This window comes from Streptomyces chengmaiensis (genome assembly GCF_029846775.1).
Lineage (GTDB): Bacteria > Actinomycetota > Actinomycetes > Streptomycetales > Streptomycetaceae > Streptomyces > Streptomyces chengmaiensis.
Window position 1 is genome coordinate 45968 of sequence record NZ_JARWBG010000021.1, and the last position, 22087, is coordinate 68054.

General features: G+C 70.8%; 22 protein-coding genes. 15 read left to right on the forward strand and 7 right to left on the reverse strand.

Going from position 1 to position 22087, the window contains the following annotated elements:
* Position 1: 1 nt before the first annotated feature.
* Complete coding sequence (locus tag QCN29_RS18785; RefSeq protein ID WP_279929449.1) at positions 2-457, forward strand: anthrone oxygenase family protein; 456 nt, start codon at positions 2-4, stop codon at positions 455-457.
* Between the two features lie 127 nt (positions 458-584).
* Here the strand turns inward: QCN29_RS18785 and QCN29_RS18790 are convergent, their stop codons facing one another.
* Together QCN29_RS18790 and QCN29_RS18795 are read right to left on the reverse strand one after the other, a co-directional pair.
* Positions 585-2009 (reverse strand): multicopper oxidase domain-containing protein, encoded by a 1425-nt coding sequence (locus QCN29_RS18790; protein WP_279929450.1) that lies wholly within the window; start codon positions 2007-2009, stop codon positions 585-587.
* A gap of 28 nt (positions 2010-2037) precedes the next feature.
* Complete coding sequence (locus QCN29_RS18795) at positions 2038-2436, reverse strand: SchA/CurD-like domain-containing protein (RefSeq protein ID WP_279929451.1); 399 nt, start codon at positions 2434-2436, stop codon at positions 2038-2040.
* Positions 2437-2728: 292 nt separating this feature from the next.
* Between QCN29_RS18795 and QCN29_RS18800 the strand changes: the two genes are divergently transcribed.
* From QCN29_RS18800 to accC, 11 genes are all read left to right on the forward strand, one after another.
* Positions 2729-3163, forward strand: a complete 435-nt coding sequence (locus tag QCN29_RS18800; RefSeq protein WP_240135242.1) for a cupin domain-containing protein — start codon at positions 2729-2731, stop codon at positions 3161-3163.
* Complete coding sequence (locus QCN29_RS18805) at positions 3160-4443, forward strand: beta-ketoacyl-[acyl-carrier-protein] synthase family protein (RefSeq protein ID WP_240135243.1); 1284 nt, start codon at positions 3160-3162, stop codon at positions 4441-4443. Before QCN29_RS18800 ends, QCN29_RS18805 begins: the two co-directional genes overlap by 4 nt.
* 44 nt (positions 4444-4487) lie before the next feature.
* The gene (locus QCN29_RS18810; protein WP_279929511.1) at positions 4488-5735 is read left to right on the forward strand and encodes a ketosynthase chain-length factor; all 1248 of its coding nucleotides are present in this window, start codon (positions 4488-4490) and stop codon (positions 5733-5735) included.
* A 93-nt stretch (positions 5736-5828) separates the two neighbouring features.
* Positions 5829-6296, forward strand: coding sequence for an SRPBCC family protein (locus QCN29_RS18815; protein WP_279929452.1), 468 nt, complete (start codon positions 5829-5831; stop codon positions 6294-6296).
* A 21-nt stretch (positions 6297-6317) separates the two neighbouring features.
* Positions 6318-6779, forward strand: coding sequence for a DUF1772 domain-containing protein (locus tag QCN29_RS18820; protein ID WP_279929453.1), 462 nt, complete (start codon positions 6318-6320; stop codon positions 6777-6779).
* A gap of 51 nt (positions 6780-6830) precedes the next feature.
* The gene (locus tag QCN29_RS18825) at positions 6831-7583 is read left to right on the forward strand and encodes an SDR family NAD(P)-dependent oxidoreductase (RefSeq protein ID WP_279929455.1); all 753 of its coding nucleotides are present in this window, start codon (positions 6831-6833) and stop codon (positions 7581-7583) included.
* Complete coding sequence (locus QCN29_RS18830) at positions 7583-7927, forward strand: antibiotic biosynthesis monooxygenase family protein (RefSeq protein WP_279929456.1); 345 nt, start codon at positions 7583-7585, stop codon at positions 7925-7927. Before QCN29_RS18825 ends, QCN29_RS18830 begins: the two co-directional genes overlap by 1 nt.
* Positions 7917-8228, forward strand: a complete 312-nt coding sequence (locus QCN29_RS18835) for an antibiotic biosynthesis monooxygenase family protein (protein ID WP_279929457.1) — start codon at positions 7917-7919, stop codon at positions 8226-8228. Before QCN29_RS18830 ends, QCN29_RS18835 begins: the two co-directional genes overlap by 11 nt.
* A 28-nt stretch (positions 8229-8256) precedes the next feature.
* Complete coding sequence (gene accD / locus QCN29_RS18840; protein WP_279929459.1) at positions 8257-9966, forward strand: acetyl-CoA carboxylase, carboxyltransferase subunit beta; 1710 nt, start codon at positions 8257-8259, stop codon at positions 9964-9966.
* Positions 9963-10574, forward strand: coding sequence for an acetyl-CoA carboxylase biotin carboxyl carrier protein (locus tag QCN29_RS18845; RefSeq protein WP_279929460.1), 612 nt, complete (start codon positions 9963-9965; stop codon positions 10572-10574). Before accD ends, QCN29_RS18845 begins: the two co-directional genes overlap by 4 nt.
* The gene (gene accC, locus QCN29_RS18850) at positions 10571-11920 is read left to right on the forward strand and encodes an acetyl-CoA carboxylase biotin carboxylase subunit (protein WP_398859465.1); all 1350 of its coding nucleotides are present in this window, start codon (positions 10571-10573) and stop codon (positions 11918-11920) included. The genes QCN29_RS18845 and accC overlap by 4 nt, the downstream gene beginning before the upstream one ends.
* A 79-nt stretch (positions 11921-11999) precedes the next feature.
* Here the strand turns inward: accC and QCN29_RS18855 are convergent, their stop codons facing one another.
* The 3 genes from QCN29_RS18855 to QCN29_RS18865 form a co-directional block, all read right to left on the reverse strand.
* Positions 12000-12686 (reverse strand): SDR family NAD(P)-dependent oxidoreductase, encoded by a 687-nt coding sequence (locus tag QCN29_RS18855; RefSeq protein ID WP_279929462.1) that lies wholly within the window; start codon positions 12684-12686, stop codon positions 12000-12002.
* A gap of 215 nt (positions 12687-12901) precedes the next feature.
* A complete protein-coding gene (locus QCN29_RS18860; RefSeq protein WP_279929464.1) occupies positions 12902-14536 on the reverse strand; it encodes a multicopper oxidase family protein in 1635 nt (544 codons plus the stop codon).
* Positions 14537-14607: 71 nt separating this feature from the next.
* Positions 14608-14814, reverse strand: coding sequence for a hypothetical protein (locus tag QCN29_RS18865; protein ID WP_240135254.1), 207 nt, complete (start codon positions 14812-14814; stop codon positions 14608-14610).
* Here QCN29_RS18865 and QCN29_RS18870 point away from each other — a divergent pair.
* Positions 14813-15922, forward strand: a complete 1110-nt coding sequence (locus tag QCN29_RS18870; protein WP_279929465.1) for a cytochrome P450 — start codon at positions 14813-14815, stop codon at positions 15920-15922. The two genes, QCN29_RS18865 and QCN29_RS18870, sit on opposite strands and share 2 nt — an antisense overlap.
* Before the next feature lie 73 nt (positions 15923-15995).
* Here the strand turns inward: QCN29_RS18870 and QCN29_RS18875 are convergent, their stop codons facing one another.
* The gene (locus QCN29_RS18875) at positions 15996-17474 is read right to left on the reverse strand and encodes an MFS transporter (protein ID WP_279929466.1); all 1479 of its coding nucleotides are present in this window, start codon (positions 17472-17474) and stop codon (positions 15996-15998) included.
* A 263-nt stretch (positions 17475-17737) separates the two neighbouring features.
* Here QCN29_RS18875 and QCN29_RS18880 point away from each other — a divergent pair, with 263 nt between their 5' ends.
* Both QCN29_RS18880 and QCN29_RS18885 read left to right on the forward strand, forming a co-directional pair.
* Positions 17738-19843 (forward strand): MMPL family transporter, encoded by a 2106-nt coding sequence (locus tag QCN29_RS18880; RefSeq protein ID WP_279929512.1) that lies wholly within the window; start codon positions 17738-17740, stop codon positions 19841-19843.
* Positions 19844-20055: 212 nt separating this feature from the next.
* Complete coding sequence (locus QCN29_RS18885) at positions 20056-21186, forward strand: FAD-dependent monooxygenase (protein ID WP_450169619.1); 1131 nt, start codon at positions 20056-20058, stop codon at positions 21184-21186.
* A gap of 281 nt (positions 21187-21467) precedes the next feature.
* On the opposite strand, the gene QCN29_RS18890 is transcribed toward QCN29_RS18885, so the two are convergent.
* On the reverse strand, positions 21468-21995 hold the full coding sequence (locus tag QCN29_RS18890) for a VOC family protein (protein ID WP_240135258.1): 528 nt from the start codon (positions 21993-21995) through the stop codon (positions 21468-21470).
* Positions 21996-22087 lie beyond the last annotated feature (92 nt).

Below are 22087 nucleotides of genomic sequence, written 5' to 3' on the forward strand. Positions count from 1 at the left end.
CGTGGACGCGGTGCTGGGGACGGCCGTTCTCCTCGGCAGCGGCGTCACCGCGGGGGTGCTCTTCGCCGTGGCGCTGAGCGTGCTGCCGGCGCTCTTCGCCATGGAGACCGGTACCTATGTGTACGCGCACAAGCTGCTGGGCCGCAACTGGGACCCGACCATGCCGGTCGTCGTCCTGACCTCGACCCTGCTGGCCGGGGCCCTCGCCGTCACCGCCGACGACGGTGCGGCGAGGGTGCTCTTCGGCGTCGCCGCGGTGCTGCTGCTGGGCGTCTCGGCGGTGTCGCACCTGTGCAATGTGCCGATCAACCGCCGGGTCAAGGCCGTCGAGAACCCCGAGGAGCTTCCGGCGGACTGGGAGGATCCGCGCCCGCTGTGGCGACGCTGGCATATGCTTCGCACCCTGCTGGCGCTGCTCGCCCTGGTCGTGAACGCGACTGCGGTCACTATGATCTGAGGTGCGGTCGACTCAAAAGCACCGCGGCGGCCACCAACCTGACACGGTGACCGCCGCGGTTTCCTCTGCTGGTTTCCTCTGTGTGTCCGCGGGCCTCCGGCATATGCTCAGAGCAGCCCGCGAGGGCTCAGCGCACCATCTCCATCTGGCCCATCATGCCCATCGTCAGATGGCCCATCAGATGGCAGTGGAACATGAACAGCCCCGTGTAGTCGGTGAACTGGATCTTGATTCTGGCCTCTTCCCCGGCCCGGACCGTGACCGTGTCCTTCCATCCGGCCTCGCTCGGACCGGGCGGCTGGCCGTTGCGGTCCACGACCTGGAAGTGCGCGAGATGCGGGTGCAGCGAGTGCGGTATCCCGAACTCCGCGTCCTTGTTCCGGATCGTCCACAGCTCGACATCGCCCAGGCGGGACCGGAAGTCCACCCGGTTGACGTCGAACGGCTTGCCGTTGATCAGATGCTGACCGGTCTCGGGACTGAACGACATCTCGAACATCCGCTCGACCGTCGGCGTGCCCAGGTCCTCCACGGGCCGCAGCACCTCCGGCACGCTGCTCGGGTCCTCGGCCTCACGCACCACGTCAAACCGCATCACCTCGGGCGTCTCACCCGGATACGTCACCATGGTCTGCAGCTCGACCTTCGAGCCGACCGGATACCGTGAGAAGTCGACCACGATCTCCTGCCGCTCCGCCGGCCACAGCTGGAGCACCCGGCTCGGCACGGGCGCCGGCAGCAGCCCGCCGTCGGTCGCGATATGAGTGAACTCGTCGCCCTCGCCGAGCCGCAGTACGAACGCCCGCTCGTTGGAGGTGTTCACCAGCCGCAGCCGGTACTTGCGCGCGGCCACCTCGAAATACGGGGTGGGCACGCCGTTCACCAGAAACACCGGACGGTCGTTGAAGCCGTTCGGGTCCCAGACGAACGTGCCGTCGTCCTCCACCTTGGCGTCGCGCATCTGCAGGACGACGTCGTACTGCCCCTTCGGCAGCGGCAGCTCGTCCTCCTCGGGGTCGGTCAGCAGATAGGTGGCGGCCGTCCCCATGTAGATGTTCTCCGCGTGCGTGTCGTGCGAGTGGTCGTGCACCCACATCGTCGAGCCCGCCTGCGTGTTGGGGTAGTGGAACAGCCGGCGGCCGCCCGGCTCGACCTCGTTGTTGGGATGGCCGTCGGAGTGATGCGGCACATGCCCGCCGTGCAGATGCATCGAGAACGGCTCCGGCAGCTCATTGACCTGCTCGATCAGCACCGGACGGCCGCGCTGCGCCCTGATCAGCGGGCTGAGCTGCCCGTTGAAGGTGCGCACCCGTGAGGTGGCGCCCGGCACGATCGACACATCCGACTCCCGGGTGGTCAGCCGGTACACGTCGTATCCGCCCATGCGCAGCGCACGCTGCGGCCGGGGAATCCGCAGCGGCACGGCGAAGGGGGCCCTCGCCGCCGCCGCCGCGGCGGCCCGGCCCGGCCGCGCCCCCAGGAGGCCGGCGGGCACGGCCGCCAGCACCCCGGCAGCCGTGCCCGCCTTGAGCAGTGATCTGCGGTTCAGCACGTGATTTCCCCCATGTGTCTTCCTCGATTCAGTTCGTGTGCGGGGCCGGCCGCGCGGCCGGCAGATCGCGTACGGACATCTGCGCCATACACGTGAGCAGGGACCGCTTGAAGGTGGCCACGAAGCCCTCCACGGTGTCCGTGGCGCGGGGCCGGGACAGATAGGGCGCGAGCTTCTCCTCGACCTCGCGCACCCCCGGCTGGGTGGCCATATGCCGGGCGATGGCGTCCAGGTCGCCCTCGTACTCGATGACGCGCACCATCGTCTCGTCGCGGATGAAGACGGCCGTGGCGAGAATGCGGGCCGTCTCCTCGCCGTTCTCACCCTGCACCACGGGGGAGCCCACCCGGCGGAAGCCGGTGAAGATCTCGGTGATCTCCTTCTCGTAGCCGGCCTTGATGTCGTACGTGATGGCGGCGAACGGCATGGCTGCTCCCTCGCTGGCGCCCGTGGACGCGTGAGACGGCTGATTCCTGCCGTGCCATGGCAGAACACCGGCCTCGGACCGGGCTTGAGCGCTGGTACACCCCGGACCGGGGGCTCCGCCCCCACCTCAGCGGTTTCGGCCCCTCCGGTGCGTGAGGAGCGGGGGTCCGGGGGCGGAGCCCGGGATCGGGACGGCGGGGCGCCTGGCCGTCCACGTTTCTTCAAGCGGCCCTGTAGGACCGACTGCGACGGTTCAGGCCATTGGACATAAAGGGCCGTCAAGGAGGCGGGCAGTGACCACCGAGATCACGCGTACCGTCCGGGTGCACGCGGACGACGTCGAGGCCAACACCCGGCGCGGCGGCGACATCCGGACCACGCTCAGCCCGAAGACTGTGGGGTGCACCTCCGGTTTCGGCGGAGTGCTCACGCTCGAGCCGGGCGACTTCGTCACCGAGCACTACCACCCGTACTCGGAGGAGTTCCTCCATGTCGTCGCCGGAGAGCTGGAGATGACCATGGACGGGCAGCCCGTGGCGCTCGGCCCCGGAGACTCGCTGCTGGTGCCCATCGGAGTGCGGCACCGGCTCGTCAACACGGGTACGGAGACGGCCAGCGCGGCCTTCCACCTCTCCCCGCTCGCACCGCGCCCCGACCTCGGGCATGTCGACACCGAGAAAGTGCAGCGCCCCGAACAGGCCAACCCCCAGGTGGGCGGTGCCCAGTGAGCCGCAGGGCCGTCATCACCGGCATAGGCGTGGTGGCGCCGGGCGGGATCGGCAGGGAGCCGTTCTGGGACATGCTCACGGCGGGCCGCACCGCGACCCGCCGGATCACGCTGTTCGACCCCACCGCCTTCCGCTCCCAGGTCGCGGCCGAGGCCGACTTTGACCCGGCGGCCGCCGGACTCAGCCCGCGCCAGATACGCCGTATGGACCGCGCGGCGCAGTTCGCCGTGGTCAGCGCACGTGAGGCGGTCGCCGACAGCGGCCTCGACCTGGCCAACACCCCGCCCGAGCGGATCGGAGTCAGCATCGGCAGCGCGGTCGGCTGCACCATGGGCCTGGAGGAGGAGTACGTCCTCCTCAGCGACGCCGGCAGGCACTGGCTCGTCGACCACTCCTACGGGGTGCCGCATCTGTACGGCTATATGGTGCCCAGCACCCTCGCCGTCGAAGTCGCGTGGGAAGTCGGCGCGGAGGGCCCCACCGCCCTGATCTCCACCGGCTGCACCTCCGGGCTCGACTCCATCGGGCACGGCGCCCAGCTCATCGAGGAGGGCGCCGCGGACGTGGTGGTCACCGGAGCCACCGACGCGCCGCTGTCGCCGATCACCTCGGCCTGCTTCGACGCGATCAAGGCCACCTCGCCCAACAACGACGACCCCGAGCACGCCTCCCGCCCCTTCGACCAGGACCGCGACGGCTTCGTCCTCGCCGAGGGCGCCGCCGTCCTCGTCATGGAGGAGAAGACGGCCGCCGAGGCACGTGGTGCGCATGTCTACGGGGAACTGGTCGGCTTCGCCGGACGCAGCAACGCCTTCCATATGACCGGGCTGAAGGCCAACGGCCGGGAGATGGCCGAAGCGATCAAGGTGGCCCTGGACCGGGCCCGCCTCGCCCCCGCGTCCGTCGACTACATCAACGCCCACGGCTCCGGCACCAAGCAGAACGACCGCCATGAGACGGCCGCCTTCAAACGCTCCCTGGGCAGCCACGCCCACAAGGTGCCGGTCAGCTCCATCAAGTCCATGGTGGGCCACTCGCTCGGCGCGATCGGCTCCATCGAGGTCGCCGCCTGCGCCCTGGCCCTGGACCGCCAGGTGGTCCCGCCCACCGCCAATCTGCGCACCTCCGACCCGGAGTGCGATCTGGACTATGTGCCGCTGACCGCCCGCGAACACCGCATGGACGTCGTCCTCAGCGTCGGCAGCGGCTTCGGCGGCTTCCAGAGCGCCATGCTGCTGGCCCGCTCGGGCGCGGTCGAGTACGGAGGGGACCGAAGGTGACCACAGCAGACCTCCAGACGGCGCGCGTCACCACGGCGACCGGGCTGCCTGCCCCCGGACAGGCCGGCGCGTCCACCGCCGCACCCGTCATCACCGGCATCGGCGTGATCGCGCCCACCGGGCTGAGCACCGAGGCGCACTGGTCCGCCGTACTCGCCGGGCGGTCGGCCATCGGACGGATCAGCCGGTTCGACCCGACGCCCTATCCGGTGCGGCTGGCCGGGCAGGTGCCCGGCTTCGCCGCCAAGGAGCAGGTGCCCAGCCGGCTCATCCGGCAGACCGACCACTGGACCCATATGGGACTGGCCGCCGCCGAGGCCGCCATCCAGGACGCGGGAGCCAACCCGGCCGAGCTGCCCGAGTACGAACTCGCCGTGGTCACCTCCAGCTCCTCCGGCGGCACCGAGTTCGGCCAGCACGAGATGGAGAACCTCTACCAGCACAACCCCGAGTGGGTCGGCGCCTACCAGTCCATCGCCTGGTTCTACGCCGCCACCACCGGACAGGTCTCCATCCGGCACGGCCTGCGCGGCCCCTGCGGCGTCATCTGCTGCGAACAGGCCGGCGGCCTCGACGCCGTCGGCCAGGCCCGGCGGCTGATCCGCACCGGCTCCCGGCTCGTCGTCACCGGCGGCACCGACGCCTCCCTGTGCCCGTACGGACTGACCGCCCAGCTCTCTGCCGGCAAGCTCTCCACGGTCCAGGACCCCGCCCGCGCCTATGCGCCCTTCGACGAGCACGCCGCCGGCTATCTGCCCGGCGAGGGCGGCGCGATGCTGATCGTCGAGAGCGCCGAGTCCGCCGCCGCCCGCGGCGCGGGGCAGGGATACGGCAGGGTCCTCGGCTACGCTGCCGGATTCGACCCCGCGCCGGGCTCCGAGCGCCCGCCCGCGCTGCGCCGCACCATCGCCGAGGCCCTCGCCGACGCCGGCGTCGAACCGTCCGCCGTCGACGTGGTGTTCGCCGACGCGCTCGGCGTGCCCGCCGCCGACCTGGCCGAGGCCGAGGCGCTCGCCGAGGTCTTCGGGCCGCGCGGCGTGCCCGTCACCGCACCCAAGACCCTCACCGGACGGCTCTACGGCGGCGGGGCGCCGCTCGACGTCGCCACCGCCCTGCTCGCCCTGCGCGACCAGGTGATCCCGCACACCACGGGCACGGACGCGCCGGCCCCCGGGATCGAGATCGACCTGGTCCTCGGCGAGCCGCGCCACCAGGAGCTCACCACCGCGCTCGTCCTCGCCCGCGGGCACGGCGGCTTCACCGCCGCCCTCGTCCTCGGCCGGGCCGACTGACACCGCTGACACCGCTGACACCGCACCAGCCGCACCAGCCGCACACACGACGGCACACAGACCGACGGCAGACCAATGGCAGGAGGGGCCGCCATGGCGGGCCACACCGACAACAGCATCCTCATCGACGCGCCGATGGACCTGGTCTGGGACATGACGAACGATCTGAGGTCCTGGCCGCAGCTGTTCAGCGAATACGCCTCCGTGGAGGTGATCGAGGAGGACGGCAAGGAGATCACCTTCCGGCTGACGATGCACCCCGGCGAGGACGGCAACGTCTGGAGCTGGGTCTCCAAGCGCATCCCCGACCCCGCGGCCCGCACCGTCCACGCCCACCGGGTCGAGACCGGACCGTTCGAGTACATGCGCCTGTACTGGGAGTACACCCAGGAGGACGGCGGAGTGCGGATGCGCTGGGTGCAGGACTTCCATATGAAGCCCCAGGCCCCCGTCAGCGACGCCGGCATGACCGAGCACCTCAACCGCAACACCGGCGTCCAGATGAACCTCATCAAGCAGAAGGTCGAAGCCGAAGCCGCCCGTCGGACCACGGCCGGCTAGGGGGAGCGGAGGAGAACACCGGTGATCGCCTATCTGGTCCCCGCGGTCGTCCTGCTCAACGGACTTGCCGCCGGAGTGCTCTTCGGCACCCAGCTCGGCGGCTGGCCGCTGCTCGCGGCGCTGCCCGCCGACCGCTATGTGCACGCACACGCCTTCTTCGCCTCGCGCTACGACCCGGCGATGCCGCTGTGCCTGCTCGGGACCCTGGTCGGCGATGTCGTCCTGGCCGTGATCGCCCCCGACAACGCGGTCCGCACCCTGTTCATCGTCGGCGCCGCGCTCGCCGCGGTCACCGTCACCATCTCGCTGACCAAGAACGTCCCGGTCAACAAATGGGTGCAGACCCTCGACCCGGACGCTCTGCCGGACGACTTCGAAGCCAACGACCCGCGCTGGAACTGGGGCGCCTGGAACGCCCGGCGCAGCTGGCTCACCGTACTCGCGCTCCTGGTCAACTGCGCCGCACTCGCCCTGCTGCTCTGATCGCTTGGCGAACAGCCCTGCAACTTACCGCACTTCGATGGAGGACCATCCATGGATCTCGGCCTCACGGGCAGGAAAGCCCTGGTCACCGGCGGCACCCGGGGAGTCGGCCGGGGCATCGTCCGGGCGCTGGCCCAGGCCGGCGTCGATGTCCTGACCTGCTACCGCACCGAAAGCGACGCCGTCGCCTCACTGCAGAAGGAACTCGGCGAGACCGCGGGCGACCACCACGTCGTCAAGGCGGACGTCGCCGACCCGGCCGATGTGACCGCCCTGGTGGACGCCGCCAAGGAGCACTACGGCCACCTCGACCTGATCGTGAACAATGCGGGCGCCATCAGCCACATCCCCTACGCGGAGCTCCCGTTCGAGGAGTGGCGGCGGATCATCGACACCAATGTCACCGGCGTCCATCTGGTGATCCAGAAGGCGCTGCCGCTGCTCGGCTCGGGCGCGTCCGTCGTCAGCATCGGCTCCAAGGCCGTCGAGGCCGGCATTCCGCTGCGCTCCCACTACACCGCCACGAAGGCCGCCCTCGTCGGCCTGAACCGCTCCCTGGCCAAGGAGTTCGGCGGCCAGGGCATCCGGTTCAACGTCGTCGCACTCGGCGTCATCGAGACCGAGAACCTGCACAAGATGCCCGAGGAACAGCAGAAGCTGATGATCGAGCGGTACAGCGCCAAGACCGCGCTCGGCCGGCTCGGCACGCCCGACGAGGTCGCGGGCGCCGTCCTCTGGCTCGCCAGCGACCTCTCCCGGTATGTCACCGGGGCCACCATCGGCGTCGACGGAGGGATCTCCTGATGACCGCACAGACGAACGGCGAGGGCGCCTTCCGGGTCCTGCTCCGCATGGAGATCAACCCCGGCATGGAGGCCGACTTCGAAAAGGCCTGGCGCGGCTCCACCGAGGCCGTCACCGGCCACTCCGCATGTCTCGGCCAGTGGCTGTCCAAGGACAACGACGAGGACAGCGTCTACTTCATCGTCAGCGACTGGACCGACGAAGCGGGCTTCCGCGCCTTCGAGTCCAGCGACGCCCACCTCGCCCACCGCGAACGCCTCCAGGCCTACCGCGGCAAGGGCTCGTTCAACACCATGCGGGTGGTGGCGCACATCGAGGGCAAGGCCGCCTCGCATGGCGCGTGAAGTACGCGTCCTGGTCTACCAGGCGGCCTGCGACGACGAGCAGCTCCAGGCGGTCCGCGAGGCCTACCACCTGGTCAGCAAGCGGCTCGAGGGAGTTCCCGGCATGCTCGGCAACGAACTGCTGCGCTCCCCGCTGGACCCCACCGCGCTCGTCGTCGTGAGCCGCTGGTCCGACCTCGCCGCCTTCCGCCGCTGGGAGGAGGGCGCGGAGCACCGCGAGGACACCGCGCCTCTGCGCCCGTACCGCGACACCCGGCTCGCCTCGCCGTTCGGCGTCTACGAAGTGGAGGCGGCCTACTGACGGCCGGCCTACTGAAGGGCAAGCACAGATGACCACCACGCTTCCATCCGCAGGCAAGGCACAGAAGGCGGCGGCCGAGCAGGCGGCCTGGGTCTCCTGCTCCGGCTGCCGCTCCCTGGTCTACGGCAAGCGCTATACGCGTCTGCTGCGCGTCTGCCCCGAGTGCGGTGCGCACGCCCGGCTGGACGCGCCCACCCGGATCGCGCAGCTCCTCGACGAGGGCAGCGCCCGGCCGGTCCAGGTGCCCGCCACCCAGCACAACCCGCTGGACTTCGTGGACCAGCGGCCCTACGCCGAGCGGCTGGAGCGGGCCAGGGCGCGCACCGGGCAGCAGGACGCCGTGCTGGTGGTCCGCGGCCGTGTCGAAGGACGCCCCCTGGTCGCCGCCGTCATGGACTTCCGCTTCTTCGGCGGCAGCCTCGGCGTCGCCGCGGGCGAGGCGATCACCACCGCCGCGGAGACCGCGCTTGCGGACCGCACCCCCCTGCTGATCGTCACCGCCTCCGGCGGCGCCCGGATGCAGGAGGGCGCGCTCTCGCTGATGCAGATGGCCAAGACGTCCAACGCGCTCGCCGAGCTGGACGAGGCCGGGCTGCTCACCGTCACCCTCGTCACCGACCCGACGTACGGCGGCGTCGCCGCGTCCTTCGCCACCCTGTCGGACGTGGTGGTCGCAGAGCCCGGCGCCCGTATGGGCTTCGCCGGGCCCCGCGTCATCGAGCAGACCATCGGGCAGCGGCTGCCCGACGGCTTCCAGACCGCCGAGTTCCTGCTGGAGCACGGCCTCGTCGACGACGTCTGGCCACGCGCCGAACTGCGCGGCCGGCTCAGCAGACTGCTCGCCGTCGCCGACGACCCCGGACCCGACTGGGGCGCCGAAGAGGACGACCCGGCCGTCCGCGACAGCCAGCTCCTCGACCAGCTCCCCGCCTGGGACTGCGTCCAGCTGGCGCGCGAGTCGGGCCGGCCCACCGCCCTGGAGCACATCGGCTTCTGGCTCGACGGCTTCGTCGAACTCCACGGCGACCGGGCCGGCGAGGAGTGCCCGGCCGTCGTCGGAGGCCTCGGCCGGCTCGACGGACTGCCCGTGATGGTGATCGGCCACCAGAAGGGCCACACCACCGCCGAACTCGTCGGCCGCAACTTCGGCATGCCCTCACCGGCCGGCTACCGCAAGGCCGCCCGGCTGATGCGGCTGGCGGCCAAACTCGGCGTCCCGGTCGTCACCCTCATCGACACCCCCGGCGCCTACCCCGGACTGACCGCCGAGGAGAAGGGCCAGTCCGTCGCCATCGCCGAGAACCTGCGGCTGATGGGCTCGCTGCCCGTCCCGGTGGTCGCCGTGGTGACCGGCGAGGGCGGCAGCGGCGGGGCGCTCGCGCTCGGCGTCGCCGACCGGGTGCTGATGTGCGCCAACGCCACCTACTCGGTGATCAGCCCCGAGGGCTGTGCCGCAATCCTGTGGAAGAACGCGGCCGAGGCCGCCGTCGCAGCCGACGAACTCGCCCTGGACGCCGCCTCGCTGCTGCGCCTCGGCGTCGTCGACGCAGTCATACCGGAGCCCGAGGGCGGCGGGCACACGGACACCTCCGCCATGAGCGACTCCATCCGCCGGGCAGCCGTGGCCGCGCTGCGCGAGCTGCGCTCCAGGACCGTCTCGCCCGCCGCCCGCCGCCGGCGCTTCCGCGCCTTCGGCCTGGCCCAGGACGTGCCGGCCTCCTCGGGAGCGCGGCCGTGATCCGCCAGAACGGCCACAACGGGCGCCGCGGCCACAACGGCAACGGCAACGGCAGCAGGTACTACGGAGAGAGACCGATGAGCGAAGTCACCAAGGAGAGTCTCCGCACCGCCCCCACCGACGACCCACTGGCCGGCCTGGACTACGACACCAGCGCCCTGGCACTCACCGACATCTGCCGCAGCATCGCGGACGTGGTCCGGGTGGGGGCCGGGCACCCCCGCCGGGTGCGCGTCACCCTCGGCGCGGCCAGCGTCGAGGTGGAGTGGGACGAGCAGCAGCAGACCGCTGCCGCCGCGCGTGAGCCGGCGACACTCGACCGCATCGAGGACACCGTCGAGGGCCACCATGAATGCGCGCCGCTGGTCGGCACCTACTACGTGGCACCCTCGCCCGGGGCCCCGCCCTTCGTGCGGCCCGGCGACCGCGTCGAGGTCGGCCAGCAGCTCGGCATCATCGAGGCGATGAAGCTGATGAACCCCCTGGAGGCGACCCGCGCCGGCCGTGTCGTGGAGGTGCTGGTCGCCGACGGCGCCCCGGTCGAGTACGGCCAGCCCCTGGTGCTGGTCGACCCCGAGGAGCCCGCGGGCGGGGCCGGGGAGGACTGACCGTGCCATTCGACACCATCCTGGTCGCCAACCGCGGCGAGATAGCGCTCAGAGTGATCAGGACGTGCAAGGAGATGGGCATCCGCACCGTCGCCGTGCACTCCACCGCGGACAGGGACGGCGCCCATGTGCGGGCCGCCGACGCGGCCGTGCAGATCGGCCCCGGCGCGCCCCGCAAGAGCTATCTCTCCGCCCCCGCCGTGATCGAGGCCGCCCTGAGCACCGGCGCTCAGGCCGTCCACCCCGGCTATGGCTTCCTCTCCGAGGATCCCGACTTCGCCGAGATCTGCGCCGACAACGGCCTTGTCTTCATCGGCCCCCGGCCCGAGGTCCTCTCCCGCCTCGGCGACAAGGCCGTGGCCCGCGAGCTGATGACGGACGCCGGGCTGCCCGTCCTGCCCGGCAGCCCCGGCACCGTCGACAGCGCGGCGGAGGCAGCCGACCTCGCCGCCCGCATCGGCTTTCCACTGATCATCAAGGCGGCGGCGGGCGGGGGCGGCCGCGGCATGACGGTCGTACGGCAGCCGAGCGAGCTGCTGCCCGCCTATCGGCAGACCCGCGCCACCGCGCAGGCCGTCTTCGGCGACAACCGCGTCTATCTGGAACGGTTCTGCGACAGCGCCCGCCATATCGAGGTGCAGGTGCTCGCCGACGGCCACGGCACGGTGCTGCACCTCGGTGAACGCGACTGCTCCGTGCAGCGCCGCCACCAGAAGCTGATCGAGGAGAGCCCGGGGCCCGGCTTGCACAAGGAGCTCACCGCAGCCATGGCCCGCGCCGCCGTGCGCGGCGCCCGGGCCGTCGGCTACACCGGCGCCGGCACCTTCGAATTCCTCGTCCACGACGAGGGCTTCTCCTTCATGGAGATGAACTGCCGCATCCAGGTGGAGCACCCGGTCACCGAGGCCGTGTTCGGCGTCGACCTGGTCCGCGAGCAGATCCAGGTCGCCGCGGGGGAGGAGCTGCGCTTCACCCAGGACGACCTTCAGCCGCGCGGCGCGGCCGTCGAATGCCGGGTCAACGCCGAGGACCCGGCACGCGACTTCGCCCCGAGCCCGGGAACGCTCGAGCAGTTCGTCCCGCCGGGCGGCCCCTTCGTCCGGGTCGACACCCACGGCTACGCCGGCTGGCGGGTGCCGTCCCACTACGACTCCCTGCTCGCCAAGGTCATCACCTGGGCGCCCGACCGCGACCGGGCCCTGGACCGGATGGACCGGGCCCTCGCCGAGTTCCGCATCTCGGGCCCCGGGGTGCACACCACGATCCCGCTGCTGCGGGATGTGCTCGCCGACCCGGCCTTCCGCGACGGCAAGCACGACACGTCCTTCCTCGACACGCGCCGCTGAGACGCCCGCCGAGCGAGGCCCGGCTCCCCTGACGGGGAACCGGGCCTCGCTGGTGTCTCGTCGCGCTTCTCCGCGCCCCTCACCAGTCCATGACGGCGTCCCGGCGGAGGAACACCCCGGACGGTCCGTCGTCGGGCAGCGTCGCCGCCCGGACGATGTGCTCCGCCGCGGCCTCGGGGGTCTGCTCGGCGTCCGGCCGCATCCGGGTGCGCACCATGCCCGGGTTGATCGCGTTCACCAGCACGCCCGTGCCCGCGGTCTCCTTGGCCAGCATCACGGTGAGCGCGTTCAGCGACACCTTGGAGACCGAGTACGCCGGACACATCTCGGCGATGCCGAAGGCGAACGAGCCCGTCCCGCTGGAGACGTTGACCACCCGGCCCCAGCCGCGGCGCACCATCTGCGGCACCACCGCCTGGGCCACCCGCCACGAGCCGTACAGATTGACCTCCAGGGTGCGGCGCACCAGCTCCAGGTCGACGTCGCTGGGGCGCTCCCCCCAGTCCAGTTGGATGCCCGCGTTGTTGACGAGGACGTCTACTTCGCCGGCCTGCTGCACGGCCAGCGACACAGACGCCGGGTCCGTGACGTCCAGCGCCACGCCCCGCGCCCCTTCCCCGAGGCCCGCCGCGGCCTTGTCCGCCGCCTCCCGGTCACGTGCCGCGACCACGACCCGACATCCGTCGGAATGCAACCGTGCGGCGACGGCGAGGCCCAGGCCGCGGTTGGCGCCGGTGACGAGGGCGGTGGGGGTGGACGGTTTCATGGCTCCTCCGGTGGTGTTTCCCCAGCCCCGACCCATCCCGTAACCGGGGCTCCGCCCCGGACCCCCGGGGCCTCGATCTCCCCCGGCTGCCGCCGGGCGGTACCCCCGGGGCGGTGCTTGATTTCCAAGCCCGTCCGGCGGTCGAGGACACGGCCGAAGGCCGTACGGGGGCCCGGGGGCCTGCCCCGGTTGCGGGAACGGGGCGGGGTGGGGGACTAATGCCGTGCGTAGGCGATGATCTGCCGCGGCGCATCCCCCTCGGACCCGGGCTTCACGACGGTGAACTGCCCCATCATCCCCTGGTCCTCGTGGCGCAGCTGATGGCAGTGGAACATGTAGGGCTTCTTCTCGTCCGTGTAGTCGGGCAGCGCCACGGCCAGTCGCACCATGTCCCCCGGCGGCACGTACACGGTGTCCTTCGCACCGACCAGATGCGCCGCCGGCTTGTTTCCCGCGTACTGCAGGACGTTGAAGCTGAGACCGTGGATATGGAAGCTGTGGACGCCGTCCGCGTTGCCCTCGACCTCCCAGACCTCCACCCGGCCCGCCGGGCACACCTCGTCGATGCGTTCCATGTCCATCTTCTTGCCGTTGATGTTGGTGCCGCTGAGGCGGAAACGGCGTACGCGGGGCGAGTCGGGCAGCTCGATCGGGGCGGGTGCGCCGCGCAGCCGGTCCGGCACGGGGGGCGACTCGGTCAGCCGCTTGTCGGCACGCAGTTCGATCATGTCGAAGGTGTCCTCGCCGCCGTCGAGCCGCTTGGTCGGGAAGCCGACGCCGATGTCGGGCGGAAAGCTGCGCAGCACGGTGCGCTCGCCGGGCTCGACCGCCACGACGACCTCCGCGCGCTCGGCGGGCGCGAGCTGGATGCGGCGCAGCGGCACAGGTTTGGCCACCAGCCCGTTCTCCAGCGCGACGAGGGTGAACTCCCGGTTGTCGGTGAAACCGAGGTTGAAGACGCGGGCGTTGGAACCGTTCATCAGTCGCAGCCGCACCAGTGTGGTGGTGACCCTCAGATACGGGTCGTAGGTGCCGTTGACCAGGATCGTGTCGCCGAGCACCCCGATGTTGCCGACGCCGGCGAAGCTCTCCAGCGTGGAGACGTTGCGCAGCTCGATGGAGCCGTCGTCGTTGAACTCGCGGTCCTGGAGGATCAGCGGGATGTCGTCGACGCCGTACCGGCCGGGCAGTCCCGCGCCGTCGGAGGCGTCGTCGTCCAGGATGAACATGCCCGCGAGGCCCCGTGAGACATGGTCGGCGGTCTGGCCGTGCGGATGCGGGTGGTACCAGAGCGTGGACGCGGGCTGGACGATCTCCCACTCCGGCCGCCACACCGCCCCCGGCACCACGGACTGGTGCGGGCCGCCGTCGTTGACGGCGGGCAGATGCATGCCGTGCCAGTGCATCGTGGTCGTCTCGGGCAGCTTGTTGGTGAAGTGGACGGAGACTCTGTCGCCGCGCCGGGCGCGCAGGGTGGGGCCCAGGAACGCGCCGTTCACGCCCCAGGTCGGCGTCTGCTTCCCCGGGATCAGCTCGCTGGCGCCCTCCTGTGCCGTGAGGGTGAAGCGCCTTCCGCCCGAGCCGTCGGACGTGCCTTCCAGAAGCGGGGGGATTCGGACTTTGTTGGCGAACGACAGGGTGCCGAGGTTGGTCATCTTCCGGTCGCCGTACACGGATGCGAAGTTGACGGCGTATGCGCCGCCGAGCAGCACTCCGCCGCCTAACACGCCCGATGCGGTGAGGAACAGCCGCCGCCGCAGCGTGCGAGGCCTTTTCTCACCGCGGGCCTGCCTTCCTCCGCGTCCGTCGGGGCCGGCTCCCTGTCCGTTGCCCTGTGCATGATGGGTCATGGCGCCATGATTGACCTTCACCGGCCCAGATTGGTGCGGAGATCTCAAGCCCCGCTCGAATGCCATGGGAATCACCCTGGAGAGAGCGCTTTCACCGGTGCGGCTGATTTTCGATCGTGTTCGAGTTCTGTTCGAGCCATGGCGGCGAGCGTCGAGGTGACCTTGCTCGCGGACAGCGGATAACCGGAGGTAGACACTGTGATCGCACAGTCCCCGGCACCACCGAAGCCCGCCATGGACGACGGCGGAAGAAAGCTTTTTGCGTGGCTGAAGACCATGAGAGATGAGCATCCCGTCTGGCAGGATCAGCACGGGGTCTGGCATGTGTTCCGCCACAAGGACGTCCAGCGTGTCATCACCGAGTACGAGGAGTTCTCCGCCGACCAGACGCGGGTCGTCCCCGACCAGCAGCGCATCTCCCGCGGCGACCTCACCCTGATGGACCCGCCGCTGCACCGGACGATGCGCACGCTGGTGTCGTCGGTCTTCACCCGCAGGGCCATCGACGCGCTCGCTCCCCGCATCACCGAGATCAGCAGGAACCTGCTGGACGAGGTGGCGGACAAGGAGGAGTTTGACCTCGTCCGCGACTTCGCCTATCCGCTGCCGGTGACGGTCATCGCCGAACTGCTCGGCGTTCCCGCCTCCGACCAGCCCCTGTTCAGGGAGTGGGCGGAGACCATCCGGTTCGCGGACGGCGCGGACCCCAACAGTCCGGAGCTGATCGAGTCCGTCGAGGGCGCGGTGAAGGCCACCACCGAGTATCTCGGCGAACACTGCCGCAGCCGCCGCACCCACCCGCGGGACGACCTCATCAGCAGGCTCGTCGCCGCGGAGGTCGACGGTGAACGCATGGACGAAGAGGAAGTCTCCACCTTTGCCGGGCTGCTGCTGATGACGGGGCATGTCACCACCGTGGTGCTCCTCGCCAACGCACTGCTCTGCTTCGACGAGGCGCCCGGCGCCTACGACGACGTCCGCGACGACCGCTCACTGGTGAGCGGGGCGGTGGAGGAGGTGCTGCGGCTGCGCACCCCCTTCATGCACACCAAGCGCGTCGCCGTGAAGGAGACCGAGGTCGCGGGGGTGCTCGTCCCGCCCGACCAGATGATCGAGGCCTGGCTGCTGTCCGCCAACCACGACGAGCGGCAGTTCCCCGACGCCGAACGCTTCGACTGCCGGCGGGAGCACAATGCGCACCTCGGTCTCGGCCACGGTGTGCATTTCTGCCTCGGGGCGCCGCTGGCCCGGTTGGAGGGCACGATCGCGCTCAACGCGCTCATGGACCGCTATCTGCATGTCGACGTCCTCCAGAAGGAGTTCGAGCCGTACGGATGGGGCCTGTCCGGCGCTCAGCAGCTGATGGTCCGCGCTCGCCGGGCATGATGACGCCCGGCACGTTCGGGACGCTCGGAGAGGCGCTCCGACCGCTCCGGCCGGCACGCCGTCGACGGCCGGATCAGCGATAGGGCGTGGCATCACGTGGGAGGGCCTGGGCGATCAGCGCCACCAGCACCAGGCCCCCCACCGCGTACGGGTGGAACGCACCGAAGGCGTCCGCGAACGCTTCGGCGGCAGCGGACGCCTCTTCGCTTCCCGCCGGCGGACCGGTCCCCGCGGACACGGGCAGCCCGCTCAGCAGCAGCACCCCCAGGAGCGCGGTGCCCAACGCTCCGCCCAGCTGGACGGAGGCGCCGCACGCGCCCGAAGCCGCCCCCGCGTCGCCCGGCTCCACACCCGTCCCCGCGTACATGAAGGCCGGGCCGATCACCGCCACCGTTCCCACCCCGCCGAGAAAGGTTCCCGGCGCCAGCTGCCACCACGCGGCGTCGGCGTCCAGCGCCAGTGCGAACCACAGCAGCCCTGCCGCGGCCAGCAGCGCGCCCAGACTCACCGCGTTCCGGCCCAGCCGGGGCACGGCCCAGCGCAGCAGTTGGGAGGCGATCCCGCCGCCGACGGCCCACGGCAGAAACGTCAGACCGGTGCGCAGCGCGGTGTAGCCCAGGCCGTTCTGCAGGGTCACGGAGACCGCGACAAAGAAGGCGATCATCACGATGTGCACGGTGAACAGCACCGCGACGGCCGGGCTGAAACCCGGCAGCGCGAACAGCCGCAGCGGCACCAGCGCCGAGCGGTCCCGGCGGTCCTTGACCCGTGCGTGTGCCGCGTACAGCGCCAGCAGCGGCGGCGCGCACGCCAGCGAGATCAGCATCCAGGCCGGCCACCCGGCGTCCTCGCCCTGCACCAGCGGATACAGCGCACACAGCAGACCGGCCGTCACCAGCGCCACGCCCACCAGATCCATCCGCAGCGGTCGCTCGGCGCGGGTGTCGGGGATGAGCGCCCAGGAGGCGGCCAGAGCGACCAGCCCCACCGGCACATTGATCAGGAAGAGGCCGCGCCAGCCGAGCCCCGCGACGTCGTATGTCACGAACACCCCGCCCAGCAGCGGCCCGACCACCGAGGCGACTCCGGTCACCGCGCCGAACGCCGCGCTGGCCCCGGCCCGTTCCCGCAGCGGGAAGACCGCGTACACCGTCGCCATCACCTGCGGCACCATCAGGGCGGCGGCCAGCCCCTGGAGCGTCCGTGCCACGATCATGAAGGGGGCGTCGGGCGCGAGCCCGCAGGCCGCGGAGGCCGCGGTGAAGCAGCCCACGCCCAGCAGGAACAGCGTGCGGCGCCCGTACCGGTCGCCCAGCCGCCCGCCGGTGATGACCCCTGCGCCGAAAGCCAGCGTGTACGCGGCCAGGAACCACTGCGAAGCCGCATGGCCGGCGCCCAGTCCGTCGCGCATCGCCGGCAGCGCCACGGTGACCACGGTGACGTCCAGCAGGTTCATGAACAACGCCACGAGCATCAGGGAGAGCATCATCCGGCGGCGGGGATGCGGCTCTGGCCCCGCCCCCGTCGTACGGGTCGTCTCCGGCACGGCCATCCGGTCCTCCGTCAGTCCGGCTCACGCGCTGCGCGGTAGCGCGCCTCGCGGACGTGGAACGGCCGAGAGGGCGCGGTCACCCTGCCAGCGGCCTCTACAGCCTCGCTCAAGCCGGGCGTTGAGCGGGTCTGTAGTCACCGGCGAGCCGGGCTTGGGTTGATGGACTCCCGAAGTGTGAGGAGGGCTCCGTGACCGTCACGCCTGACGAGAAGACACCGACACCGAATGCCGAGCCCCCCGAACGGGCCGGCGTCTTCGCACGGATGGCCCGGCTCGCCGGCCGGCGCAAGTGGTCCGCACTTGCCCTGTGGGTGGTCGTGCTGGTCGGCGTGTGGGCGGCCGCGTCCGCCCTCGGGGAGAAGTACCGCGACGACTACACCCTCCCCGACACCGAGTCCCAGCGTGCCGTGGAGCTCCTGAAGGAGCACTCGCCCGCCAGCGCCGGCGGCTCGGTCGAGATCGTGCTGCACAGCGAGGCCGGACTGCGCGCCCCCGGCACGGTCACCGCGGTCGAGGCGATGCTCGACAAGGTGTCCGGGCTGCCGCATGTGAGCCAGGTGCGCAGTCTGTACGACGACGGGGCGGCCATCTCCCAGGACGGCACGATCGGTTTCGCCACCGTCTCCCTCGATGTGCCCGACGAGGAGATGGAGATCGCCGACACCCAGCGGATCCTGGACACCGCGCGCACGGCGCAGACCGAGGAGCTGGCGGTCGAGCTGGGCGGCGAGCCCGCCCGTGAGCTGGACGTCCCGGCGGGCGGCGCGGCCGAGGGCGCGGGCATCATCGCCGCGCTGGTCATCCTGGTGTTCATGTTCGGCACGGTCATCGCCGCCGGACTGCCCGTGATCACCGCCGTGTTCGCGGTGGGCTCCACCATGGGCCTGATCGTGCTGGCCTCGCATCTGTTCACCATCGCCAGCTTCACCCCGTATGTGATGATGCTCGTCGGCCTCGGCGTCGGCATCGACTACGCCCTGCTGATCTTCGCCAGATACCGTGCGGAGCTGGTCCGAGGAGTCGCCCCCGACAAGGCCGCCGAGCGGGCCCTTGACGTCGCGGGGCGCACCGTCTTCTTCGCCGGCTGCACCGTGATCATCGCGCTGCTGGGCCTGGTCGCGCTGGGGCTCGGCATGCTGCGCGGCACGGCGATCGCGGTGAGCCTCACGGTGCTGATCACCATGCTGGCCTCGCTGACGCTGCTGCCCGCGCTGCTGGGGATCTTCGGCAAGCGGTTCGCCCGGCAGTTCACCGCGCGGGCGGAGAAGAAGGCCGCGCGGGGCAAGAGCACCGACGGCACCGGCTGGCGGCGCTGGGGCGCGGTCGTGCAGCGGCGTCCCATCGCCGCTCTGGCCGTGGCGGTGCTGGCGCTCGGGGCGCTGTCCGCCCCGGTCCTGGGCATGCGCCTGGGGCTGGCCGACGCGGGCAACGAGCCGACGACGGCCACCAGCCGCACCGCGTACGACCTGCTGGCCGACGGCTTCGGCCCCGGCTTCAACGGCCCGCTGATCGTGGTGGCCGACGGGGGCGAAGGCTCACAGCAGGCCGCGGCCGCGCTCACCGAGCGGCTCGGCTCGGTCTCCGGCGTCGCGGGCGCCAGCGACCCGATCCCCACCGAGGACGGCCGGGCCGCCCTGGTCATCGCCTATCCGAAGACCTCGCCGCAGGACGAGCAGACCACAGAACTGCTGCACGATCTGCGGGACGAGGTGCTCCCGCAGGTGGCGAACGAGACCGGAGCGGAGTTCGCGGTGGGCGGCGCGACCGCGGCCATCGTGGACTACTCCGACACCGTCGCCGCCAGGATGGCGCTCTTCGTCGCCATCGTGGTCGGCCTTTCCGTGCTGCTGCTGATGGCGGTGTTCCGCTCCGTGCTCATCCCGCTCAAGGCGGCCGTGCTCAATCTGCTGAGCATCGGCGCGGCGCTCGGCGCGGTCACGCTCGTCTTCCAACACGGCTGGCTCGGCGTTGACAAGGGGCCCATCGAGGCGTTCCTGCCGATCATGATCTTCGCGATCGTCTTCGGCCTCTCCATGGACTACGAGATCTTCCTGATCTCCCGGATGCGCGAGGAGTGGCAGGCGACCCGCGACCACGCCCGGGCGGTGCGCGAGGGCCTGGCCCGCACCGGCGCGGTCATCACGGCCGCCGGCGCCATCATGATCGTCGTCTTCGGCGCCTTCATGCTCAGCCATGACCGGATGCTGCGTCAGTTCGGATTCGGCCTCGCCGTCGCCATCTTCATCGACGCCGTGATCGTCCGCTGTCTGATCGTCCCCGCTGCCATGCAGCTGATGGGACGCCATGCCTGGTCGCTGCCGAGCTGGATGGAAAAGGCGCTGCCTCGAGTGGAACTCGAGAAGGACTAGAGGCACAGGGGTGAAGGAAGGGCCGTCGGAGCGCTCTCTAGCAAGGCGCAAGCGGCTCTTCCTATCCTGAGCGCGCACAGCAAGCACGGCAAACCAGCAGCAGCGCTACTCCCTTCACAGGGGAATCGAGGTTGAACATGGGCGGCGGAGCACCGGCTGCACCCAGGAAAGCCATTTTGATCGGATGCGGCATCGCAGGCCCCACCCTGGCCATGTTTCTCCAGAGGATCGGCATTGAGGCCGTTGTCTACGAGGCGGGGGAGGAACCCAGGGACAGTGCCGGAGCATTCCTGAATCTGGCGCCGAACGGAATGGCGGTACTGAAGACCCTCGGAGTGTTCGACGACGTCGAGAAGTACGGGTCGTACACTACGTCGACCGCTTTCCTGAACCACAAGGGAAAGGTGCTCGGGGAGAATCCGGCCCAGACGCTGCTGATCAAGCGCGGTCTGCTCAACAAGGCGCTGCGCGAGGCGGCGCAGGGCCGCGGCGTTCCGATCGAGTTCGGCAAGCGGTTCAGCAGCATGGAGCACACCGAGACGGGGGTGCGGGCCCAATTCACCGACGGTTCCGCCGCGGAGGGCGACTTCCTCGTCGGCTGTGACGGCATCCATTCCAAGACCCGATACACCGTGCTGCCGGACGCCCCGCACCCGGAGTACACGGGAGTCATCGGCACCGCCGGCTACACCCGCAGCGACCAGGCCGCCCCCGCCGACGGGGTGATGCGGATGTCGTTCTGCCTCAAGGGCTTCTTCGGCTACCAGACCATTCCCGGCGGAGAGATCTACTGGTTCGAGAACTACCACCAGGCGGCCGAGCCCGGCCGCGGCGAGCTGGACAAGGTCCCCCACGAGACCTGGAAGAAGAAGCTGCTCGACAAGCACCGGGACGACCACCATCCGGTGAGCGCGATCATCGACTCCACCTCCGACGGCATCATCGGCTATCCGATCTACGACATGCTGTCCATCCCCACCTGGCACCGTGAGCGCGTGTGCCTCGTCGGCGACGCGGCACACGCCACCTCGCCGCACGTCGGCCAGGGTGCGTCCATGGCGATGGAGGACTCCATCGTGCTCACCAAGTGCCTGCGCGATCTGCCCACCCCCGAGCGGGCGTTCGCCGCCTTCCAGGCGCTGCGCAAGGAGCGCGTCGAGAAGATCATCAAGGAGGGGCGCAAGACCGGCAACCAGAAGGCCGCGGCCAACGGCTTCCAGCGGGCCGTACGCGACCTGGTGCTGCCGTTCTTCCTCAAGCTGGGCGTCAAGGCCACCGACCCCGTCTACTCGTACCGCGTGGACTGGGACCGGCCGGTGAACGTCGCCGCCCGCGCCGCCTGAGTATTTCGCCGGAAGCGCCGACGACCGGCTGTCGAGCTGTGCGGGCACGTCGTGGCCGGTCGCGCCCAGGAGGCGGGCCGTAGGCCGACACGGCCCGCGTTTCCATGGGCGCCGCCGAACGCCCCGGACGCCGGCAGAACCGCTGAGCACACGGCGCGCACACCGCAGGGGGGCGTGCATCCTTCGGGATGCACGCCCCTGTCGTCTGTCGGTCCTGTCGTCTGTCGCTCGGCCCCCCGTAGCCGGGGCCGGCCGCTGCCCGTCCGCGTCGGGCCGTGTGTCTACTCGTTGTGCGTGGAGAGCTGCACCAGATTGCCCTCCGGGTCCCCGACGTACGCCGAACGCTCTCCCCACGGCTGGTCCTTGGGCGCCATCAGCGACTTCGCCCCGGCCTTCAGCGCCTGCTTGTACGCGGCGTCCACATCCGCCACGATCACCACCAGCTCCGACTGCTTGCGCCAGGTGCGGCCTATGTTCTGCATCCCCGTCGCCTGCCTGACCACGTCGTAGGTCGAGACGGTGATGTAGTAGTCGCCCATGACGACCGTGCCGAACACCCCGGGCCCCGTCTCCGGGAAGCGGTACAGGATGTCGAAGCCGAGTCCGTCGCGGTAGAACGCCATCAGCGTGTCGATGTTCCTGGCGTACAGGCCCGGCTGACCGTACCGGACCTCGGTCGTCGTGACGGCGGTCGGCTGCCGCTCAGTCGTCGGCGCGGCCCCCGCGGGCGCGCCGGCGGCCAGTCCGACGGTCAACAGCGTCGTCGCCGCGGCACCCGCGGCCCAGCGTCTTACAGCGATGGAAGGCATCTCGTCTCCTTCGGGTTTCGGCAACAGCGCCGACTTTGCGCCACCAGACGACCAGTTCCGGCTTGAACCCGGCTCGAGGCCGCGGGTCCGCC

Coding starts and splice junctions, on each gene's coding strand:
- QCN29_RS18855 (WP_279929462.1), bottom strand. CDS start 12,686: ATGAAACCGTCCACCCCCACCGCCCTCGTCACCGGCGCCAACCGCGGC.
- QCN29_RS18870 (WP_279929465.1), top strand. CDS start 14,813: ATGAGAGATGAGCATCCCGTCTGGCAGGATCAGCACGGGGTCTGGCAT.
- QCN29_RS18860 (WP_279929464.1), bottom strand. CDS start 14,536: ATGACCCATCATGCACAGGGCAACGGACAGGGAGCCGGCCCCGACGGA.
- QCN29_RS18875 (WP_279929466.1), bottom strand. CDS start 17,474: ATGGCCGTGCCGGAGACGACCCGTACGACGGGGGCGGGGCCAGAGCCG.
- QCN29_RS18835 (WP_279929457.1), top strand. CDS start 7,917: ATGGCGCGTGAAGTACGCGTCCTGGTCTACCAGGCGGCCTGCGACGAC.
- accD (WP_279929459.1), top strand. CDS start 8,257: ATGACCACCACGCTTCCATCCGCAGGCAAGGCACAGAAGGCGGCGGCC.
- QCN29_RS18795 (WP_279929451.1), bottom strand. CDS start 2,436: ATGCCGTTCGCCGCCATCACGTACGACATCAAGGCCGGCTACGAGAAG.
- QCN29_RS18865 (WP_240135254.1), bottom strand. CDS start 14,814: ATGGTCTTCAGCCACGCAAAAAGCTTTCTTCCGCCGTCGTCCATGGCG.
- QCN29_RS18885 (WP_450169619.1), top strand. CDS start 20,056: ATGTTTCTCCAGAGGATCGGCATTGAGGCCGTTGTCTACGAGGCGGGG.
- QCN29_RS18880 (WP_279929512.1), top strand. CDS start 17,738: ATGGCCCGGCTCGCCGGCCGGCGCAAGTGGTCCGCACTTGCCCTGTGG.
- QCN29_RS18815 (WP_279929452.1), top strand. CDS start 5,829: ATGGCGGGCCACACCGACAACAGCATCCTCATCGACGCGCCGATGGAC.
- QCN29_RS18825 (WP_279929455.1), top strand. CDS start 6,831: ATGGATCTCGGCCTCACGGGCAGGAAAGCCCTGGTCACCGGCGGCACC.
- QCN29_RS18830 (WP_279929456.1), top strand. CDS start 7,583: ATGACCGCACAGACGAACGGCGAGGGCGCCTTCCGGGTCCTGCTCCGC.
- QCN29_RS18890 (WP_240135258.1), bottom strand. CDS start 21,995: ATGCCTTCCATCGCTGTAAGACGCTGGGCCGCGGGTGCCGCGGCGACG.